Origin of the sequence: Pseudomonas guariconensis, from assembly GCF_040822035.1 — a bacterium.
In the GTDB taxonomy this organism is placed as follows: Bacteria; Pseudomonadota; Gammaproteobacteria; order Pseudomonadales; family Pseudomonadaceae; genus Aquipseudomonas; species Aquipseudomonas guariconensis.
The window spans coordinates 1,412,848-1,428,752 of the sequence record NZ_CP162012.1; the positions used below are offsets into that span (position 1 = coordinate 1,412,848).

At 63.4% G+C, this 15,905-nt stretch carries 16 protein-coding genes; 10 read left to right on the forward strand and 6 right to left on the reverse strand.

Features of this window, described 5'->3' with window-relative positions; translation table 11 throughout:
- Positions 1–10: 10 nt before the first annotated feature.
- Entirely contained in the window at positions 11–901 is an 891-nt protein-coding gene (locus AB1N67_RS06390) for a LysR family transcriptional regulator (protein ID WP_102081372.1), read from the reverse strand.
- A 175-nt stretch (positions 902–1,076) separates the two neighbouring features.
- Here AB1N67_RS06390 and moaB point away from each other — a divergent pair, with 175 nt between their 5' ends.
- Positions 1,077–1,616 carry a molybdenum cofactor biosynthesis protein B gene (gene moaB / locus AB1N67_RS06395; RefSeq protein ID WP_043215300.1) on the forward strand — a complete coding sequence of 180 codons (540 nt, stop codon included), beginning with the start codon at positions 1,077–1,079 and terminating at the stop codon, positions 1,614–1,616.
- A 91-nt stretch (positions 1,617–1,707) separates the two neighbouring features.
- Here moaB and AB1N67_RS06400 read toward each other — a convergent pair whose 3' ends face one another.
- Together AB1N67_RS06400 and moaA are read right to left on the reverse strand one after the other, a co-directional pair.
- Entirely contained in the window at positions 1,708–2,607 is a 900-nt protein-coding gene (locus tag AB1N67_RS06400) for a bestrophin family protein (RefSeq protein ID WP_043215296.1), read from the reverse strand.
- 20 nt (positions 2,608–2,627) lie between these two features.
- Complete coding sequence (gene moaA, locus AB1N67_RS06405; protein WP_043215298.1) at positions 2,628–3,632, reverse strand: GTP 3',8-cyclase MoaA; 1,005 nt, start codon at positions 3,630–3,632, stop codon at positions 2,628–2,630.
- Between the two features lie 276 nt (positions 3,633–3,908).
- On the opposite strand from moaA, the gene AB1N67_RS06410 reads away from it, so the two are divergent.
- Entirely contained in the window at positions 3,909–6,236 is a 2,328-nt protein-coding gene (locus AB1N67_RS06410; protein ID WP_317847066.1) for an FdhF/YdeP family oxidoreductase, read from the forward strand.
- Positions 6,237–6,269: 33 nt separating this feature from the next.
- On the opposite strand, the gene AB1N67_RS06415 is transcribed toward AB1N67_RS06410, so the two are convergent.
- Positions 6,270–6,728 (reverse strand): Lrp/AsnC family transcriptional regulator, encoded by a 459-nt coding sequence (locus AB1N67_RS06415; protein ID WP_043215826.1) that lies wholly within the window; start codon positions 6,726–6,728, stop codon positions 6,270–6,272.
- A gap of 156 nt (positions 6,729–6,884) precedes the next feature.
- On the opposite strand from AB1N67_RS06415, the gene AB1N67_RS06420 reads away from it, so the two are divergent.
- A complete protein-coding gene (locus AB1N67_RS06420) occupies positions 6,885–8,069 on the forward strand; it encodes a PLP-dependent aspartate aminotransferase family protein (protein WP_043215825.1) in 1,185 nt (394 codons plus the stop codon).
- A gap of 111 nt (positions 8,070–8,180) precedes the next feature.
- Here AB1N67_RS06420 and AB1N67_RS06425 read toward each other — a convergent pair whose 3' ends face one another.
- Positions 8,181–8,414 carry a YdcH family protein gene (locus tag AB1N67_RS06425; protein WP_043215824.1) on the reverse strand — a complete coding sequence of 78 codons (234 nt, stop codon included), beginning with the start codon at positions 8,412–8,414 and terminating at the stop codon, positions 8,181–8,183.
- A 118-nt stretch (positions 8,415–8,532) separates the two neighbouring features.
- Here AB1N67_RS06425 and AB1N67_RS06430 point away from each other — a divergent pair, with 118 nt between their 5' ends.
- The 5 genes from AB1N67_RS06430 to AB1N67_RS06450 all read left to right on the forward strand — a co-directional run bounded on the left by AB1N67_RS06430 (position 8,533) and on the right by AB1N67_RS06450 (position 13,210).
- Positions 8,533–8,907: a 5-carboxymethyl-2-hydroxymuconate Delta-isomerase gene (locus tag AB1N67_RS06430; protein ID WP_043215822.1), complete on the forward strand. Its 375-nt coding sequence runs from the start codon at positions 8,533–8,535 to the stop codon at positions 8,905–8,907.
- Between the two features lie 148 nt (positions 8,908–9,055).
- Positions 9,056–10,696 carry a phosphoethanolamine transferase gene (locus AB1N67_RS06435; protein ID WP_070571425.1) on the forward strand — a complete coding sequence of 547 codons (1,641 nt, stop codon included), beginning with the start codon at positions 9,056–9,058 and terminating at the stop codon, positions 10,694–10,696.
- A 79-nt stretch (positions 10,697–10,775) separates the two neighbouring features.
- Positions 10,776–11,906 carry a ribonuclease D gene (gene rnd / locus AB1N67_RS06440; protein WP_070571426.1) on the forward strand — a complete coding sequence of 377 codons (1,131 nt, stop codon included), beginning with the start codon at positions 10,776–10,778 and terminating at the stop codon, positions 11,904–11,906.
- Positions 11,906–12,199, forward strand: a complete 294-nt coding sequence (locus AB1N67_RS06445; protein ID WP_043215465.1) for a YcgL domain-containing protein — start codon at positions 11,906–11,908, stop codon at positions 12,197–12,199. The genes rnd and AB1N67_RS06445 overlap by 1 nt, the downstream gene beginning before the upstream one ends.
- 78 nt (positions 12,200–12,277) lie before the next feature.
- Entirely contained in the window at positions 12,278–13,210 is a 933-nt protein-coding gene (locus AB1N67_RS06450) for a D-2-hydroxyacid dehydrogenase (protein ID WP_043215467.1), read from the forward strand.
- A gap of 93 nt (positions 13,211–13,303) precedes the next feature.
- On the opposite strand, the gene AB1N67_RS06455 is transcribed toward AB1N67_RS06450, so the two are convergent.
- Complete coding sequence (locus tag AB1N67_RS06455; protein WP_043215469.1) at positions 13,304–13,897, reverse strand: nitroreductase family protein; 594 nt, start codon at positions 13,895–13,897, stop codon at positions 13,304–13,306.
- Positions 13,898–14,116: 219 nt separating this feature from the next.
- Here AB1N67_RS06455 and AB1N67_RS06460 point away from each other — a divergent pair, with 219 nt between their 5' ends.
- Positions 14,117–14,566 carry a YcgN family cysteine cluster protein gene (locus tag AB1N67_RS06460; RefSeq protein WP_043215470.1) on the forward strand — a complete coding sequence of 150 codons (450 nt, stop codon included), beginning with the start codon at positions 14,117–14,119 and terminating at the stop codon, positions 14,564–14,566.
- A 49-nt stretch (positions 14,567–14,615) separates the two neighbouring features.
- Positions 14,616–15,824, forward strand: coding sequence for a hypothetical protein (locus AB1N67_RS06465; protein WP_332770768.1), 1,209 nt, complete (start codon positions 14,616–14,618; stop codon positions 15,822–15,824).
- Positions 15,825–15,905: the final 81 nt, after the last annotated feature.

Below are 15,905 nucleotides of genomic sequence, written 5' to 3' on the forward strand. Positions count from 1 at the left end.
AGGGACGCGCTCAGGGTTGCACGGTAAACAGCGTTTTGGCCTCGTCGAAGCACTGCTCGGCAATCGCCGAGCGCGGCTCGCTACGGCGCAGCAGCAAGCCTACCGGGCTGTGGATGCTGGCATCGGCGATGGGCAGGATGCGCAAGTGCTCGGACAACTCTTCCAGCCCGCAATCGAGCGGCATCACCGCGCAGCATAGGCCGGTGTTGATGGCCTGGATCAGCTGGAACGTGGAGTCGCTCTCCAGCACCGCAGCGGGCTCCAGGCCCCGGCTACGCAGGCTCAGGTCCAACGACTGGCGGTAGTGCATGCCCTTGCTCAGCAGGCCCAGCGGCAGGTTGGCCAAGGCTTCCCAGCGCAATTGCGGTCCGTCGAAGGCGAAATGCCGGGTGTCATGCAGCAGGCCCATGGTGGTGGTGCCTAGTTCGATCACCTCGAAGAAGCTGGTATTGACCTGGTCCAGGTAGCAGATCCCCAGGTCCAGCTGGTTGCGGCTCAGGCCATCGATGATTTGCTCGGAGCTCAGCGAACTGACCTGAAAGTGCAGCTCCGGGTACTTCTCGCGCAACGGCAGCAGCAGGTGCATGGGATTGAAGCTGGCCAGCGGCACGGTGCCCAGGCGCAGGCTGCCGACCACCTGTCCACGGCAACTGGCGGCCTCGGCCTGCAGGCCGTCGTGAGCGGCGAGCAGGGTGCGGGCCCAGGCCAGGATGCGCTCGCCGGCTTCGGTGAAGCCCTCGAAGCGCTGGCCGCGCTTGACCAGTACCAGGTCCAGTTCGTCTTCGAGATTGCGCAGGCGCATGGACAAGGTTGGCTGGGTGATGTGGCACAACGCGGCGGCCTGCCCGAAGTGTCGGGTCTGGTCGAGGGCGATGAGGAATTTGAGCTGTTTGATGTCCATGGCGCGGTCTGGCAGGCAAGGAGTCGATTGCGCGACCTTAACCAAGTCTGCCGTGGCTGGCCATTGTTTCGTGATGATAGAGCCGGTTGATGGTTTGGTTCGTCATATCGATTGGACGTCGCCCAAGGGTTGGCCCTAGCGTGATGTGACCATGCCCCATGCAGAGGAAACCAAGGTGAGTGTGAAACCGGATGCAGTGTTCGTACCGCTCAATGTCGCCGTGCTGACCGTCAGCGATACCCGCACCTTCGATAACGATACGTCGGGCGAGCTGCTCGCCACCCGAGCGGTGGAGGTCGGTCATCGCCTGGTGGCGCGCGCGCTGCTCAAGGACGACCTTTACAAGATCCGCGCCCAGGTCGCCCAGTGGATCGCCGATGAACAGGTGCAGGTGGTGATGATCACCGGTGGCACGGGTTTCACCGGTCGCGACAGTACCCCCGAAGCGGTGGAGTGCCTGCTCGACAAGCGTATCGATGGCTTCGGCGAGCTGTTCAGGGCACTGTCGATTCTCGATATCGGCACCTCGACCGTGCAGAGCCGGGCCCTGGCCGGGCTGGCCAACGGCACCTTGGTCTGCTGCCTGCCGGGCTCGACCGGCGCCTGTCGCACGGCCTGGGAAGGCATTCTGGTGGAGCAGCTGGATGCGCGGCACCGGCCATGCAACTTCGTCCCGCACCTCAAGGCGGTGGGAGCCTGCGAAAGCCGCGGCTAGACAAGCGCTTGGCAGGCACCCGCGAATGCGCTGGTGGGCCCACTGATGTATTCACGCATAAGCCCACTGCGACAGGCCGCGCGGCGGTTGCTCAGCTCAGCACATGATCGACCGGCATCAACGCCGGCGGCAGTGGCTCGTGTCCCAGGGCTGAGAGCACGTCGCGCTCGACGGTGCGTACCAGAGCATCGGTCGGCAGATCGTTTTCATCGCGCCCGAACGGGTCTTCCAGCTCGTTGCCGATGGCATCCAGACCGAAGAAGGTGTAGCTGATGATGGTAGTGAACGCCGGGGCCAGCCAGCCTAGGGGTTCGGCCAGGGCGAAGGGCAACAGCAGGCAGAAGATGTAGCTGGTGCGATGCAACAGCAACGTGTAAGGGAAGGGCATTGGTGTGCTCTTGATCCGCTCGCAGGTCGCCTGCACCTGCGACATCCCCACCAGGCGCTGTTCGAGCAGGGTGTAACGCCATTCGCTGATGTGCTTGTCTGCGGCCAGGCGCGAGCACTGCTCGCCGATCTCGCGCAGGATGGCGTCGCATGGGTTGTAAGAGCCTGCGCGGGGAGCCTCGGCCAGCCAGGGGCCGGCAGCCTGCAGTTCATCTTCGTTGCGCAGTCGTGCATTCAGGGCGTGGGCAAAGCCGCACAGCCCGCGAAGCAGCCGGGCGCGCAGGTGCTCATCGTTGATCACCTGGCTTTCGCGGATGAACGAGCGCGCTTCGATGATCAGTTGCCCCCAGGCCTTGCGACCCTCCCACCATCGGTCGTAACAGACGTTGTTGCGAAAGCTCATGAAGATCGACAGCGACAGGCCCAGCAGCGTGAATGGCGTAGCACTGACCGGGTAGAAAAAAGCCGGAAAGTGGTGCTCTATCAGCACGATCAAGGCGGCCAGCAAGGTCACCATCAGGCAGCGCAGGGCAATGCGTTTGACGATCGACCCCTTGAGGGTGAACAGCACGCGCAGCACATCGGGGCGGGGATGGACGATCATGGTGTTCCAGAGGCGGCCGGTCAGCCGCCGGTCATGTTCATGAAACGCAGGATCTGCACCTCGCCACCGACTTCGAAGTGATGGCGGTAGGGCTTGAGCTGCATGGCGTCGCGAATGGCCCGTTCCAGGCGCTCGGCGTCGCCTGGATGGGCGCGCAGGATCTGCTTGAGGTCCATCGAATGTTCGTTGCCCAGGCACAGCAGCAGGCGGCCCTCGACGGTGAGGCGTACGCGGTTGCAGGTGGCGCAGAAGTTGTGACTGTGGGGCGAGATGAAACCGACCCGGGTGTGTGGTGCTTCGGCCAGGCGCCAGTAACGGGCCGGGCCCTGGGACGACTCGGCCGAGTCGACCAGGGTGAAATGCTCGGCGATGCGTGCGCGCACCTCATCGCTGGAGCAGTAGGACTCGCCGCGCTCATGCTCGTTGATCACGCCCAGGGGCATTTCTTCAATGAAGGAGATGTCCAGTTCCCGATCGACGGCAAAGCGCACCAAGTCGATGATTTCATGGTCGTTGCGGCCTTTTAGCACCACGCAATTGAGCTTGGTGCGCTGGAACCCGGCGCTGCGCGCGGCGTCGATGCCGGCGATCACCTGGTTCAAGTCACCCGTGCGGGTCAGGCTGCGGAAACGCTCGGCATCGAGGCTGTCGAGGCTGATGTTCAGGCGTGATACGCCGGCATCGAACAGCGGCTGGGCCAGACGGCCCAATTGCGAGCCGTTGCTGGTCAGGCACAGCTCGCGCAGACCAGGCAGCGCGGCAATACGTGCGCACAGCTCGACGATGCCCTGGCGTACCAGAGGCTCGCCACCGGTCAGACGGATCTTGCGGGTCCCCAGGGCGACGAAACGCTCGGCCACCTGGTACAGCTCCTCGAGGCTGAGGATCTGCTGGCGCGGCAGGAACTGCATGTCTTCGGCCATGCAGTAGACGCAACGGAAATCGCAGCGGTCGGTCACCGACATCCGCAGATAGTCGATGCGCCGATTGAATCCGTCGATCAGTGCCCGGGTGTTTTCTTCCACGATCGTGCTCTGCAGGTTAGGTGAAGCGGCGGGGCGCCGCGGACTAGTTCCAAGCTATAACCTGTGCGCACCCCCGTCAAATTGCTTTCCCCGACTAAACGATCAGTCTCCTCTATCATGGCCGCAGGCCAAGAAATACGCGGCTTGCCGGTCTTGATCGAAACCGTTTATCACACTGTCAGGCATATCGATTGGACGCGTTGGGGCCGCTCTTCATAGGCTGGAAAAAAGCCGGAGATTCACTGCCGGTGCATTTTCAAGCGCCCGAGGACCCCCATGAGCGAAGACAACCACATCAGGGATTACAACGGCCCCGCCGCTGGCTGGGGTGCGCTCAAGAGTGTGACCAAGGCCTGGCTGGGCAGCGAGAACGCCTTCAAGAACCTGCGCATGATGCTCAAGACCAACCAGAACGGCGGCTTCGACTGCCCCGGTTGTGCCTGGGGCGAATCGCCGGGAAGCGACATGGTCAAGTTCTGCGAGAACGGTGCCAAGGCGGTCAACTGGGAGGCCACCGGCCGTTCGGTGGACCCGGCCTTCTTCGCCAAGTACAGCGTCAGTGCCCTGGCCGAGCAGAGCGACTATTGGCTCGAATACCAGGGCCGACTGACCCACCCGATGCGCTACGACGCGGCCACCGACCATTACGTGGAAACCTCCTGGGACGACGCCTTCGCGCTCATCGCACAGCACCTGCAGGCGCTCGAGTCGCCCAACCAGGCCGAGTTCTATACCTCTGGGCGGGCCAGCAACGAAGCGGCGTTCCTGTACCAGCTGTTCGTGCGGGCCTTCGGTACCAACAACTTCCCGGACTGCTCGAACATGTGCCACGAAGCCAGTGGCGTGGGCATGTCCAGCACCCTGGGTGTGGGCAAGGGCACCGTTGTGTTCGATGACCTGGAGGAAGCCGACGCGATCTTCGTCATCGGCCAGAACCCCGGCACCAACCACCCGCGCATGCTCGAACCGCTGCGCGAAGCGGTCAAGCGCGGTGCCCAGGTGGTGTGCTTCAACCCGCTCAAGGAGCGTGGCCTGGAGCGTTTCCAGCATCCGCAGCACCCCTTCGAAATGCTCAGCAACGGCTCGGAGCCGACCAACACTGCGTACTTCCGCCCGGCGTTGGGCGGCGACATGGCGGTCATGCGCGGCATCGCCAAGTTCTTGCTGCTGTGGGAACGCGAGGCCCAGGCCAAAGGCGAGCCGGCGGTGTTCGACCACGCCTTCATCGAGGCGCACACCTCGGGTGTGGACGCCTACCTGGCAGTCCTGGATGCCACATCCTGGGAGCATATCGTCGAGCAGTCCGGCCTGAGCCTGGCCGAAATCGAGCTGGCCGCACGCATGTACCGCAAGGCTGAGCGGGTGATCATGTGTTGGGCCATGGGCGTGACCCAGCATCGCCACTCGGTGCCGACCGTCCAGGAAATCGTCAACCTGCAACTGTTGCGCGGTAACGTCGGTAAGCCTGGCGCAGGCCTCTCGCCGGTACGCGGCCACAGCAACGTGCAGGGTGACCGCACCATGGGCATCGACGAGAAACCCCCGGCCCGCTTGCTCGATGCCCTGGAAAAACGCTTCCAGTTCAAGGTCCCCCGCGAGCATGGCGATAACGCCGTGCTGGCGATCAAGGCCATGGAAGAGAAGCGGGCCAAGGTGTTCATCGGCTTGGGGGGCAACTTCGCCCAGGCCACGCCCGATACACCGCGCACCCATGCGGCGATGCGCAACTGCGAACTGACGGTGCACATCGCCACCAAGCTCAACCGCTCGCACCTGGTGACCGGCCGTGATGCGTTGATCCTGCCGTGCCTGGGCCGCACCGAAATCGACCTGCAGGCCGAAGGCCCGCAAGGCGTCACGGTCGAAGACACGTTCAGCATGGTGCACATCTCCCACGGCCAGCTCAAACCCCGCTCGCCGCACCTGCGCTCGGAGCCGGCGATCATTGCCGGCATGGCCAAGGCGACCCTGGGCAATCATCCGATCGATTGGGAATGGGTGATCGGCGACTATGGACGCATCCGCGAACTGATTGCCGATGTGATCCCAGGCTTTGCCGATTTCAACACGCGCCTGGCGCAGCCGGGTGGTTTCCATTTGGGCAACGCGGCCGCCGATCGTACGTGGAACACGGCGACTGGCAAGGCTCAGTTCACGCCCAGCGAACTGCCTGAGCAACTGGTCAACGCCAAGGTCCTGGCCCGTGGCGACCAGCCGGACCTGATCCTGCAGACCCTGCGCTCGCACGATCAGTACAACACCACCCTGTACGGCCTGGACGACCGCTACCGGGGCGTGTTCGGCCTGCGTGAGGTGGTGTTCGTCAACGAAGCTGACATCCGCCGCCTGGGCTTCGAGCCCGGCGAGCAGGTGGACATGGTGTCGCTGTGGGAAGACGGCCGTGAGCGGCGCGTATCGGGCTTCCGCCTGGTGGCCTACGACCTGCCCGAGGGCCAGGCGGCTGCCTACTACCCGGAGACCAACCCGCTGGTGCCGCTGGAGAGCTACGGCGAAGGGACCTACACTCCAACGTCGAAGTTCGTGGCGATCAAGCTTCAGAAGGCGCGTGCGGACAACAGAATCGAAGTCAGCCACGCAGACTGACTGAAGGCCGGGGCTGCTTTGCGGCCCCAGCGTTCAGCGGTGAACCGGGTACGCCGTGGTGTACTTCATCTGCTCCATGGCAAAGCTCGAGGTAATGTTCGAAAGGCCGTCGGTGCTGGTAATCAGCTTCTTGTAGAAACGGTCATACGCGGCGATATCGCCCACCACTACCCGCAGCATGTAGTCCCAGTCGCCGGACATTCGATACACCTCCATCACTTCCTCGAACCCGGTCACGACCCTGGCGAATTGCTCGAGCCAGGCGCTGTCGTGACGCTGGGTCTTGAGCTGGACGAACACGGTCAGTCCCAGGCCCAGCTTTTCGGGGTCGAGCAGGGCGACGCGGCCGCGGATGAAACCCTCATCCTCCAGGCGCTTGACCCGCTTCCAGCAAGGCGTGGTCGAGAGATTGACGGCTTCGGCCAGGTCCTTGAGGGAGATGGAGGCATCGCGCTGGAGCAGGGTGAGGATGTGTTGATCGAAACTGTCCATACCGTTATTGGGCGCCCATTGAGAAAAAGTTTCTCGAGATTAGCGTGCTTGAAGAATAACGAGAATAGCCAAACAGCCCAGGCAGCAGATTCATCCCTCGCTCGGCGAAGGGCAGTGGATATGCCATAGTGGCGCCTTCCTTCCTCATCATCGTCAATGGACCCGACCATGTCCGACAACAAGCCGCGCAATTTCGCCACCCGTACCATCCACGCCGGCGAGCAGACCAGCGTCGCCGACAACGCCATCTTCCCGGCCATCGTCACCACCAGCTCGTTCATCAAGCGCGGTCTGGATGACCACCCCGAATACGCCTACAGCCGGGTCAGCAACCCGACCCGCCATGCCTATGAAACCTGCGTCGCCGCCCTGGAAGAGGGCGTGGGCGCGGTCGCCACCGCTTCGGGTGTCGGCGCCACGGCCACCGTGCTGGAACTGCTGTCCAAAGACGCCCACGTCGTGGTGATGAACGGCGTGTATGGCGGTACCTTCCGCCTGCTGGAGGACTACCGCAGCCGCACCTCTGGCCTGACCACCACCTATGTCGATCTCAACGACTTGGACGCCGTCGCCGCCGCCATCCGCCCCGAGACCCAACTGATCTGGATCGAGTCGCCAACCAACCCGTTGCTGCACCTGGTGGACATCCAGGCAGTGTGCACGCTGGCCCGTGAGCGCGGCATCCTCACCTGCATCGACAATACCTTCTGCTCGCCCTGGAACCAGCGCCCGATCACCCTGGGGGTCGATCTGGTGATGCATTCGGCGAGCAAGTACATCGGGGGGCACTCCGACCTGATCGGTGGCGTGGTGGTGGCGGCCAACGACGAGCTGCTCAAGCGCCTGCGCCGCATCAGCATGGCCGTGGGCGCGATCCAGGGGCCGTTCGACTGCTACTTGGCCCTGCGCGGGCTCAAGACCCTCGATGTGCGTATGGAGCGCCAGTGCGCCAACGCCCTGCGCGTGGCCCAGTTCCTGGAGGGGCATCCGCAGGTCGAGCAGGTGTATTACCCGCAGCTCGAAAGCCATCCGCAGCATGAGCTGTGCAAGCGACAGATGCGCGGCGGCGGCGCGGTGGTGGCGATGAAGATCAAGGGCGACCGCGCTGCGGTCAACCGCCTGGTGCAAGCGCTGTCGATCTTTGTGCTGGCCGATTCGCTGGGAGGGGTGGAGAGCATGATCAACCACTCCTGGAGCATGTCGCACAACTCCCTGAGCCCCGAGCAGAAGGGGCAGATGGGCATCAGCGAGAACCTGCTGCGCCTGTCGGTGGGTATCGAAGACTACCGCGACCTGATCGAGGATCTGGAGACCGGGCTCAAGGCTTCGGCCGGGGCGTAACGACAGCCGCTTGGGTCGTATGTATGGCTTTCGCGGGTGAACCCGCTCCCATTGGCTTTTGCAGAACCTGTGGGAGCGGGTTCATCCGCGAATGTTTTTGAAGAGGGAATGTTATCTGGCGGGATGAACGATCCGTTCGATCTTGTCCTTGATCAGCAGGCGCTCCTTGCGCAAGCGATTGACCGCGTCGTCAGCGGTACCGTTGCCTTCGGCGGCCACCACTTCCTTGTCCTTGGCGTTGTACTCCTTGTGCAGTTGATGGAGCGTCTGGTCCTTGTCGATCAGCGCCTGGAAATCGTCAGCGGAAATGTGCAGGTCAGCGAGCAGATCATGCGGGACTGGCATTTCTTCACCTCGGGTCAGGGGTTGGCAAAAAGTCCTGAACCTTGAGGATAGTCGCCTTTGCCCGGTTGCGGGACTGGAGTAGGCTGTGGCACTCCCGCCATGACCTGGAACCCGCGCCATGCCTCATCTGAACCTGGAATACAGCGACAACCTGGCCGATCTGAATGTCGATCTGCTGCTGATGCGCCTGAACCACACCCTGGTGGGCAGCGGGCAGTTCGCCGACGAGCTGGATATCAAGAGCCGTGCCCAGGCCTTCGCCCATTACCGGGTGGGCACCGCACCGCTCGAACGGGCGTTTGCCCATGTACGGCTGGCGATTCTCAGCGGGCGTTCGGCGCAGGTGAAGAAGCAGTTGTCCGCCAGCCTGCTGGAGGTGCTGAGCGAAGTAATCGCCGCTCGCGAGGGGCTGGATATCCAGCTGTGCGTAGAGGTGCAGGATATCGACCGCGAGCCTTACGCCAAGCTACATCTGCCCGCCGGGGAAAGATGAAATTCATTTAATGTTAAAAAGATATCAGCCAACCCTTTGTTGGCGTCTTTTTCACAAATTCTTGATGGTGCGCTTTCTAGAGTTCGGTCAACTTCCCCGGTGCCCTGCCAGGTGCGTGGGCCGATCTTAATTCTCGACTGCGAACATCATCTTGAACGTAAAAACACTGCGGGCCGAATGGGTCACGTTGCTGGCCAGTCTTTACCTGTTGATCGGGTTCAATACCGCGCTCTGGGAGCACCTGGAAACCGCTGTACCTCCAGGCATGGTGGGCATGTGGCTGTTACTGGCCTTCGCCGTGATGATGCTGTTCGCGTTCAACCTGCTGCTGACACTGGTGGCGTTCAGGTATGTGCTCAAGCCATTGTTGATCGTGTTGTTCATGAGCGGCGCGGGGGTTGCCTATTTCATGAACCAGTACGGTGTGCTGATCGACACAGGCATGTTCCGCAACATGGCCGAGACCAACGTCGCCGAAGTCCGTGACCTGCTGTCGATCAAGTTTGCCCTTTACATCGGCCTGCTCGGCGTCCTGCCGTCGGTGCTGCTGTGGAAGGCCAGGATCGCCTATCGGCCCTGGCATCGCGAGCTGCTGGGCAAGCTGGTGGTCAGCGGTGCTTGTGTGGCGGCCCTGGGCTCAGTGGCGCTGGTCAACTACCAGGGGCTGTCTTCGCTGTTTCGCAACCACCATGAAATCCGCCTGATGCTCACCCCGAGCAACATCGTCGGCGCCTCGTTCGGTTATGTCAGCGAACGCCTGGGCAGTGCCGCGCGGCCGTTCCAGCACTACGGTGAGGACGCCAAGCGTGACACCCATGCCTGGCAGCGCCACGAACGCAAGTCGCTGACCGTGCTGGTGGTGGGGGAGAGCGCCCGGGCCGAGAACTTCGGGGTACTGGGTTATGGACGCGACACCACGCCTCGCCTGAACCAGGAGCAAGGCCTGCTGGCGTTCAGCGATGTGCATTCGTGCGGCACCGAAACCGCCGTGTCGGTGCCGTGCATGTTCTCTGGCATGCCACGCAAGGACTACGACGCTCGCGTTGCCAAGAACCGCGAAGGGCTCCTGGACATCCTCCAGCGCGCCGGCCTGAGCGTGCAGTGGCGCGACAACCAGTCCGGGTGCAAGGGCACCTGCGACCGGGTGCAGTTCGTCGATGTCAGCAACCTCAAGGACCCTAAGCTCTGCGCCGATGGTGAATGCCACGACGAGATCCTTCTGCAGGGCCTTGGCGAGCTGCTGGACAATCTGACTCAGGACACCGTGCTGGTACTGCACCAGATGGGCAGCCATGGCCCGGACTATTACAAGCGCTATCCGGCCAGCGCCGAGCGCTTCACCCCGGTGTGCCAGAGCAACGCCCTGAACCAGTGCGACCAGCAGGCCATCGTCAACAGCTATGACAACACCTTGGCTTACACTGACCAGGTGCTGGGCTCGCTGATCGATCTCCTGCGCAGCCGTCAGGACAAGGTCGACACCGCGATGATCTATCTCTCCGACCATGGCGAGTCGCTGGGCGAATACAACCTGTACCTGCATGGCACGCCCTACATGTTGGCGCCCGAGCAACAGCGTCATGTGCCGCTTTTGGTGTGGTTCTCCGACAGCTACCGCCAGGACTTCGCCCTCGACACCGACTGCCTGGGCCGTCTGCGCGACGCGCCGCTGAGCCAGGACAATCTGTTCCATTCGATGCTCGGCCTGTTGCAGGTGCGTACCGAGGTCTACCGGCAATCGATGGATATGTTCGCCAGCTGCCGGCCGTGGATGACCGCCGACCGTTGATCAAACCAAGGATGGCGCAGGTTTCACCCCCAATGCCCGCGCCGTATATACTGCCCGCCATTATTTGTGGGAGAGCCTCGTGGGCATCGAAATACACTGGATACGAGATGACCAGACCCTGGCCGAACACTGCCGGGCCTGGCGCGAGCTGCCCTTCGTGGCGCTCGACACCGAGTTCATGCGGGTCGACACGTTCTATCCCAAGGCCGGCCTGATCCAGGTCGGTGAAGGCAACCGGGCTTTTCTGATCGACCCATTGCTGATCCGCGACTGGCAGCCGCTGGCCGAGCTGCTCGAGGACAACGGCGTGGTCAAGGTGCTGCACGCCTGCAGCGAAGACCTGGAAGTGCTCCTGCGTCTGACCGGCAAGCTGCCGCAACCGCTGTTCGACACCCAGCTGGCTGCCGGCTATCTGAATATCGGCTTCTCCATGGGCTACTCGCGCCTGGTGCAAGAGGTCCTGGGCATCGAGCTGCCCAAGGGCGAAACCCGTTCGGATTGGCTGCAACGGCCATTGTCCGAAACCCAGGTCAGCTACGCCGCCGAGGATGCCGTGCACCTGGCCGAGCTGTTCAGTGCCCTGCGCCCGCGCCTGTCGGACGACAAGTATGCTTGGGTGCTCGAAGACGGCGCCGAGCTGGTTGCCCAGTTGCGCCGCGAAGTCGAGCCGGAGCTGCTTTATCGCGACGTGAAGCTCGCCTGGAAGCTCAGCCCCCAGCAACTGGCGGTGCTGCGCGAATTGTGCATCTGGCGCGAGCGTGAGGCCCGCAGCCGTGATGTACCGCGCAACCGCGTGCTGCGTGAGCACTCGCTTTGGCCCATGGCCAAAAGCCAGCCGGACAACCTGTCGGCCTTGGCCCGGATCGACGACATGCACCCGCGCACCATCCGCCAAGACGGCGAGTTCCTGCTTGGCTTGATCAAGCGCGCGGCGAGCCTGCCGGCCGAACAGTGGCCGCAAGCCTTGCCCGAGCCGCTGCCGATCGAGGCCTCCGGCATCCTCAAGCGTCTGCGCGCGGTCGGCCAGGCCGAAGGCGAGCGTCTGGGTATCGCCCCGGAACTGATGCTGCGCAAGAAAACCCTCGAAGCCTTGCTCAAGAGCGGCTTCCCCAACGGCCCCTATCAACTGCCCGATTCGCTGCGCGGCTGGCGCCGCGAGCGCATGGGCCAGGCCCTGCTGGACAGCCTGGCAGGCGCCGGAGACTCCTGATGAAACGTATTTGCTCGATCTACAAGAGCCCTCGCAAGAACGAAATGTACCTCTATGTGCTCAAGGCCGAGGGGCTGGCGCGAGTGCCCGAGGCCTTGCTGCCCTTCTTTGGCACCCCGGTGCATGCCTTCGACCTGGTGTTGACCCCCGAGCGCAAGCTGGCGCGTGAGGACATCGCCAAGGTGCTTGAGAACCTCGACAACCAGGGCTACCACCTGCAGATGCCACCGCCCGAGGACGACTACATCGAGCACCTGCCCGAAGAGCTGCTGCGCCGCAACGACCCGGCCTGACCTCGGCCCGGTCCCCATCGTTCGTCAAGCGACCCGCCTGCCGGGTCGTTTTCGTTGTTTGCCAAGGTTGTCTTCTACATGCGCGTTCTGATCGCTGAACAGGATCATGCCAACTATGCCCGCCTGCTGGGCGAGGCGGCGCCAGAGCTGGATATCGTGACCAGCGGCGATTCCGCCGAATTATCGCGTCTGGCGCCTGACTGCCCGGTATGGCTGGGCCAGCCCGACCTGCTTGCCAGTCTGCTGCGCCAGGGCCATGCGCCCCGGTGGATACAGTCCACCTGGGCCGGCATCACGCCGCTGCTGGCCAAAGGCCTGCCGCGTGATTACCGCCTGACCCGTGCGGTCGGTATCTTCGGCCAGGTGATGGCCGAATACATGCTCACCTACATGCTGATTCACGAGCGCGACGTGCTGGCGCGTCTGGTCAGTCAAGTCGAGCGCCGTTGGGATGATCGTCCGGGGCGCTCCCTCGAAGGTCGTCGGGTGCTCGTGGTGGGCACGGGCGATATCGGCCAGCGGGTCGCCGAGTTTCTCGTGCCGTTCGGCGTGACCTTGTATGGCATTGCCAGCAGTGCCCGCGAGCAGGCGCCATTCGTCGAGGTGGCCGGGCTCGAGGACTTGCCGCGCATGGTGGCGCAGGCCGACTACGTGCTCAACCTGCTGCCGGACACGCCGGCGACGCATGATCTCTACGATGCTGCTCTGTTCAAGTGCTTCAAGCCCAGCGCTCTGTTCATCAATGCCGGGCGCGGCGTGGCAGTGGTCGATGCCGACCTGGTGGAAGCCTTGAAGCAGGGCCATCTGGCCGGGGCAGTGATCGATGTCTGCCGGCAGGAGCCGCTGCCTCAGCGCCATCCGTTCTGGACGGCCTGGGGCCTGCTGTTGACCGGGCACAGCTCGGCGCCCACCTCGCCGGTGGCGATGGTGCGGTTGTTTGTCGAGAACATGCAGGCGTATCAGGCGGGGCAGGGGTTGCGCGGGGAAGTGGATTTCAAGCGCGGGTACTGAGTCGGTCGCAGTTCGCGGATGAACCCGCTCTCACAAAGACCGCACGGTCTCTTGCAGGAGCGGGTTCATCCGCGCATCAGGGCCGGGAGAGCCTCAGAGGCTGAAGTCGCCCTCGGCCGCCAGTTCGCTCAGCGGACGGCGTGGGCTTGGCTCTTCACGCGCTTGCAGGGCCTCGGCCAAGGTGGCCTTGTCGCCGAGCTTGCCGATCGCCACCATCGCGTGCAGCGCATAGCCTTCGGGGATTTTCAGCTCCTTGCGAGCCAGCTCCTGATCGAAACCGGCCATGCCATGGGTGTGCCAGCCGCTGATGCTGGCTTGCAGCGCCAGGTGGCCCCAGGCGGAACCGGTGTCGAAGGTGTGCCACAGGGCCGGTTTTTCCTCGCTGGAGCCAGGGGCGGCGAAGGTGGTCTTGGACATCACCAGTACCAGCGCCGAGGCCTGTTGCGCCCAGCTGCGGTTGAACTCGTTGAGGATGCCCAGGTAGCGCTCCCAGTTCGCCGTGTCACGGCGGGCATACAGGAAGCGCCAAGGCTGTGAGTTGTAGGCCGAAGGCGCCCAGCGCGCGGCCTCCAGGAAACTCAGCAGGGTCTGCTCGCTGATCGGCTCGGCGGTGAACGCCCGTGGCGACCAGCGGTTGATGAACTGCTCATTGATGGCGTAGTCGGCGATGCGTGGGTTGGCGCTCATGCGTGCTCCTGCAAATGGACGGGAAAGCGCGCACGCTACTGCGTCTGGTCGGCACTGACAAGCGGTCTGGCTTTGGTTCGGGACAGGCTCTAGACTGGCGCCGCCATGGCGGCAGCTGCGCGTTTGAAGCTGCTAGCCACAAGAAAAAGCCGTTACGCCCGCTCTTGCTTGAAGCGTGTTGTTTCAAGCATGCCGCTGGCCCAAGCAGGAACACGTGTGATGATCGCCGATACCGCGCCCTTCTGGCGGCGCAAGACCCTCGAGCAACTCGACCCGCAAGAATGGGAGTCGCTGTGCGACGGCTGCGGCCTGTGTTGCCTGCAGAAGCTCGAGGACGAGGACGACAACAGCGTCTACTACACGCGCATCGCCTGCAAACTGCTGGACCTCACCACCTGCCAGTGCAGCGACTACCCGAACCGCTTCGCCCAGGTGCCCGACTGCATCCAGCTCACCCCGGGCAAGGCCGACCAGTTCAAGTGGTTGCCCACCACCTGCGGCTATCGCTTGGTCAGTGAAGGCAAGGACTTGCCTGCCTGGCATCACTTGGTCTGCGGGGATCGCAACCAAGTGCATGAACAGCGTATTTCCCAGTCTGGGCGCATGCTCAGCGAGCACGATGTCGACGAGGACGACTGGGAAGACCACCTCATCTTCCGCGCCGGCTGATCACGTCGCGCATTTTTGTCTTTCGCTTCTGGGAACAAGGAGTTTCTGCATGCGTTGCCATTTGTTGTGGGTTCTGGGCCTTCTGGCCTGTACGCCGGCCTGGGCCAAGAAAGTCGATCTGGATTACCAGGTGCGCCTGCTGCCGGCGAGCGGGCAGGCCGAGGTGCATCTGACCCTGGCCGATGGCAGTGTGGTGCGCAGCCTGGACTTCGACCTGGGCAAGCACAGCGCGTACAGCGATTTTCACGCCGATGGCCAATGGCAGGTGCAGGGCGAGCGGGGGATTTGGCGCCCGGCCTCGGGCAAGACCCAGCTCAGCTATCGCGTGCAGCTCGACCAAAAACCACGGGGCGGCGCCTATGAAAGCCGCATCACGCCGCACTGGGCGTTGTTTCGCGGGGACCAGCTGGTGCCGCCAGCGCGCCTGGACCAGCAGGACGGCACCGAGCTGGTGGCGCGCCTGATGTTCGAGTTGCCGACAGGCTGGAAGAGCGTAGAAACCGCTTGGCCACGTATCGGCAAGCAGAAGTTTCGCATCGACGATGTCTCGCGCCTGTTCGACCGTCCGACCGGCTGGATGCTTGCTGGCAACCTTGGCAGTCGCCGGGCGCGGTTGGGCGAGACGGAGGTCACCGTGGCCGCGCCGCAAGGCCAGGGCTTGCGGCGGATGGACACACTGACTTTGTTGACTTTCGTCTGGCCGCAGGTGCAGGCCGTGTTCCCGCGCAATCCGCCCAAACTGCTGTTGGTGGGGGCGCGGGATGAAATGTGGCGCGGGGCGCTGGCCGGGCGTAATTCCATCTATCTGCACAGCAACCGGCCATTGATCGGTGAAAGTGGCGCCAGCCCTTTGATGCGTGAGTTGGTTCAGGTATTCGCCCAGATCAACGACCGTGAGGGCAGCGACTGGCTCGGGGAAAGCCTGGCTGACTACTACGCCACCGAGCTGCTGCGCCGGGCTGGGGGGCTCAGTGATGACCGTTACGAGGCCTGGCAGGCGCGCCTGCACAAACAGGCGGCCAAGGTCACCCGTCTGAAAGGGGAGAGGGCTGATGCCGCCCAGGTTGCCCGAGGTGTGCTGCTGCTCCAGGCCCTGGACCGCGAGATCCGCCTGCACACCCAGAACAAACGCTCGCTGGACGACGTCACCCGTGCGTTGATGCGCCTGCCCAGCGTCAGCACGGCAGAGTTCATCCAGCTCAGCGAAAGCGTGCTGGGACGATCTTCCGAGGTGCTGGACAGCAAGGTTCTGCGCTGAAGTTCCAAGGGCTTGTCCGCGGGTAAGCCCGCTCCACAGATGTTTCGATGTTCCCACTGTGAGGCGCTTTACCCGCGAATG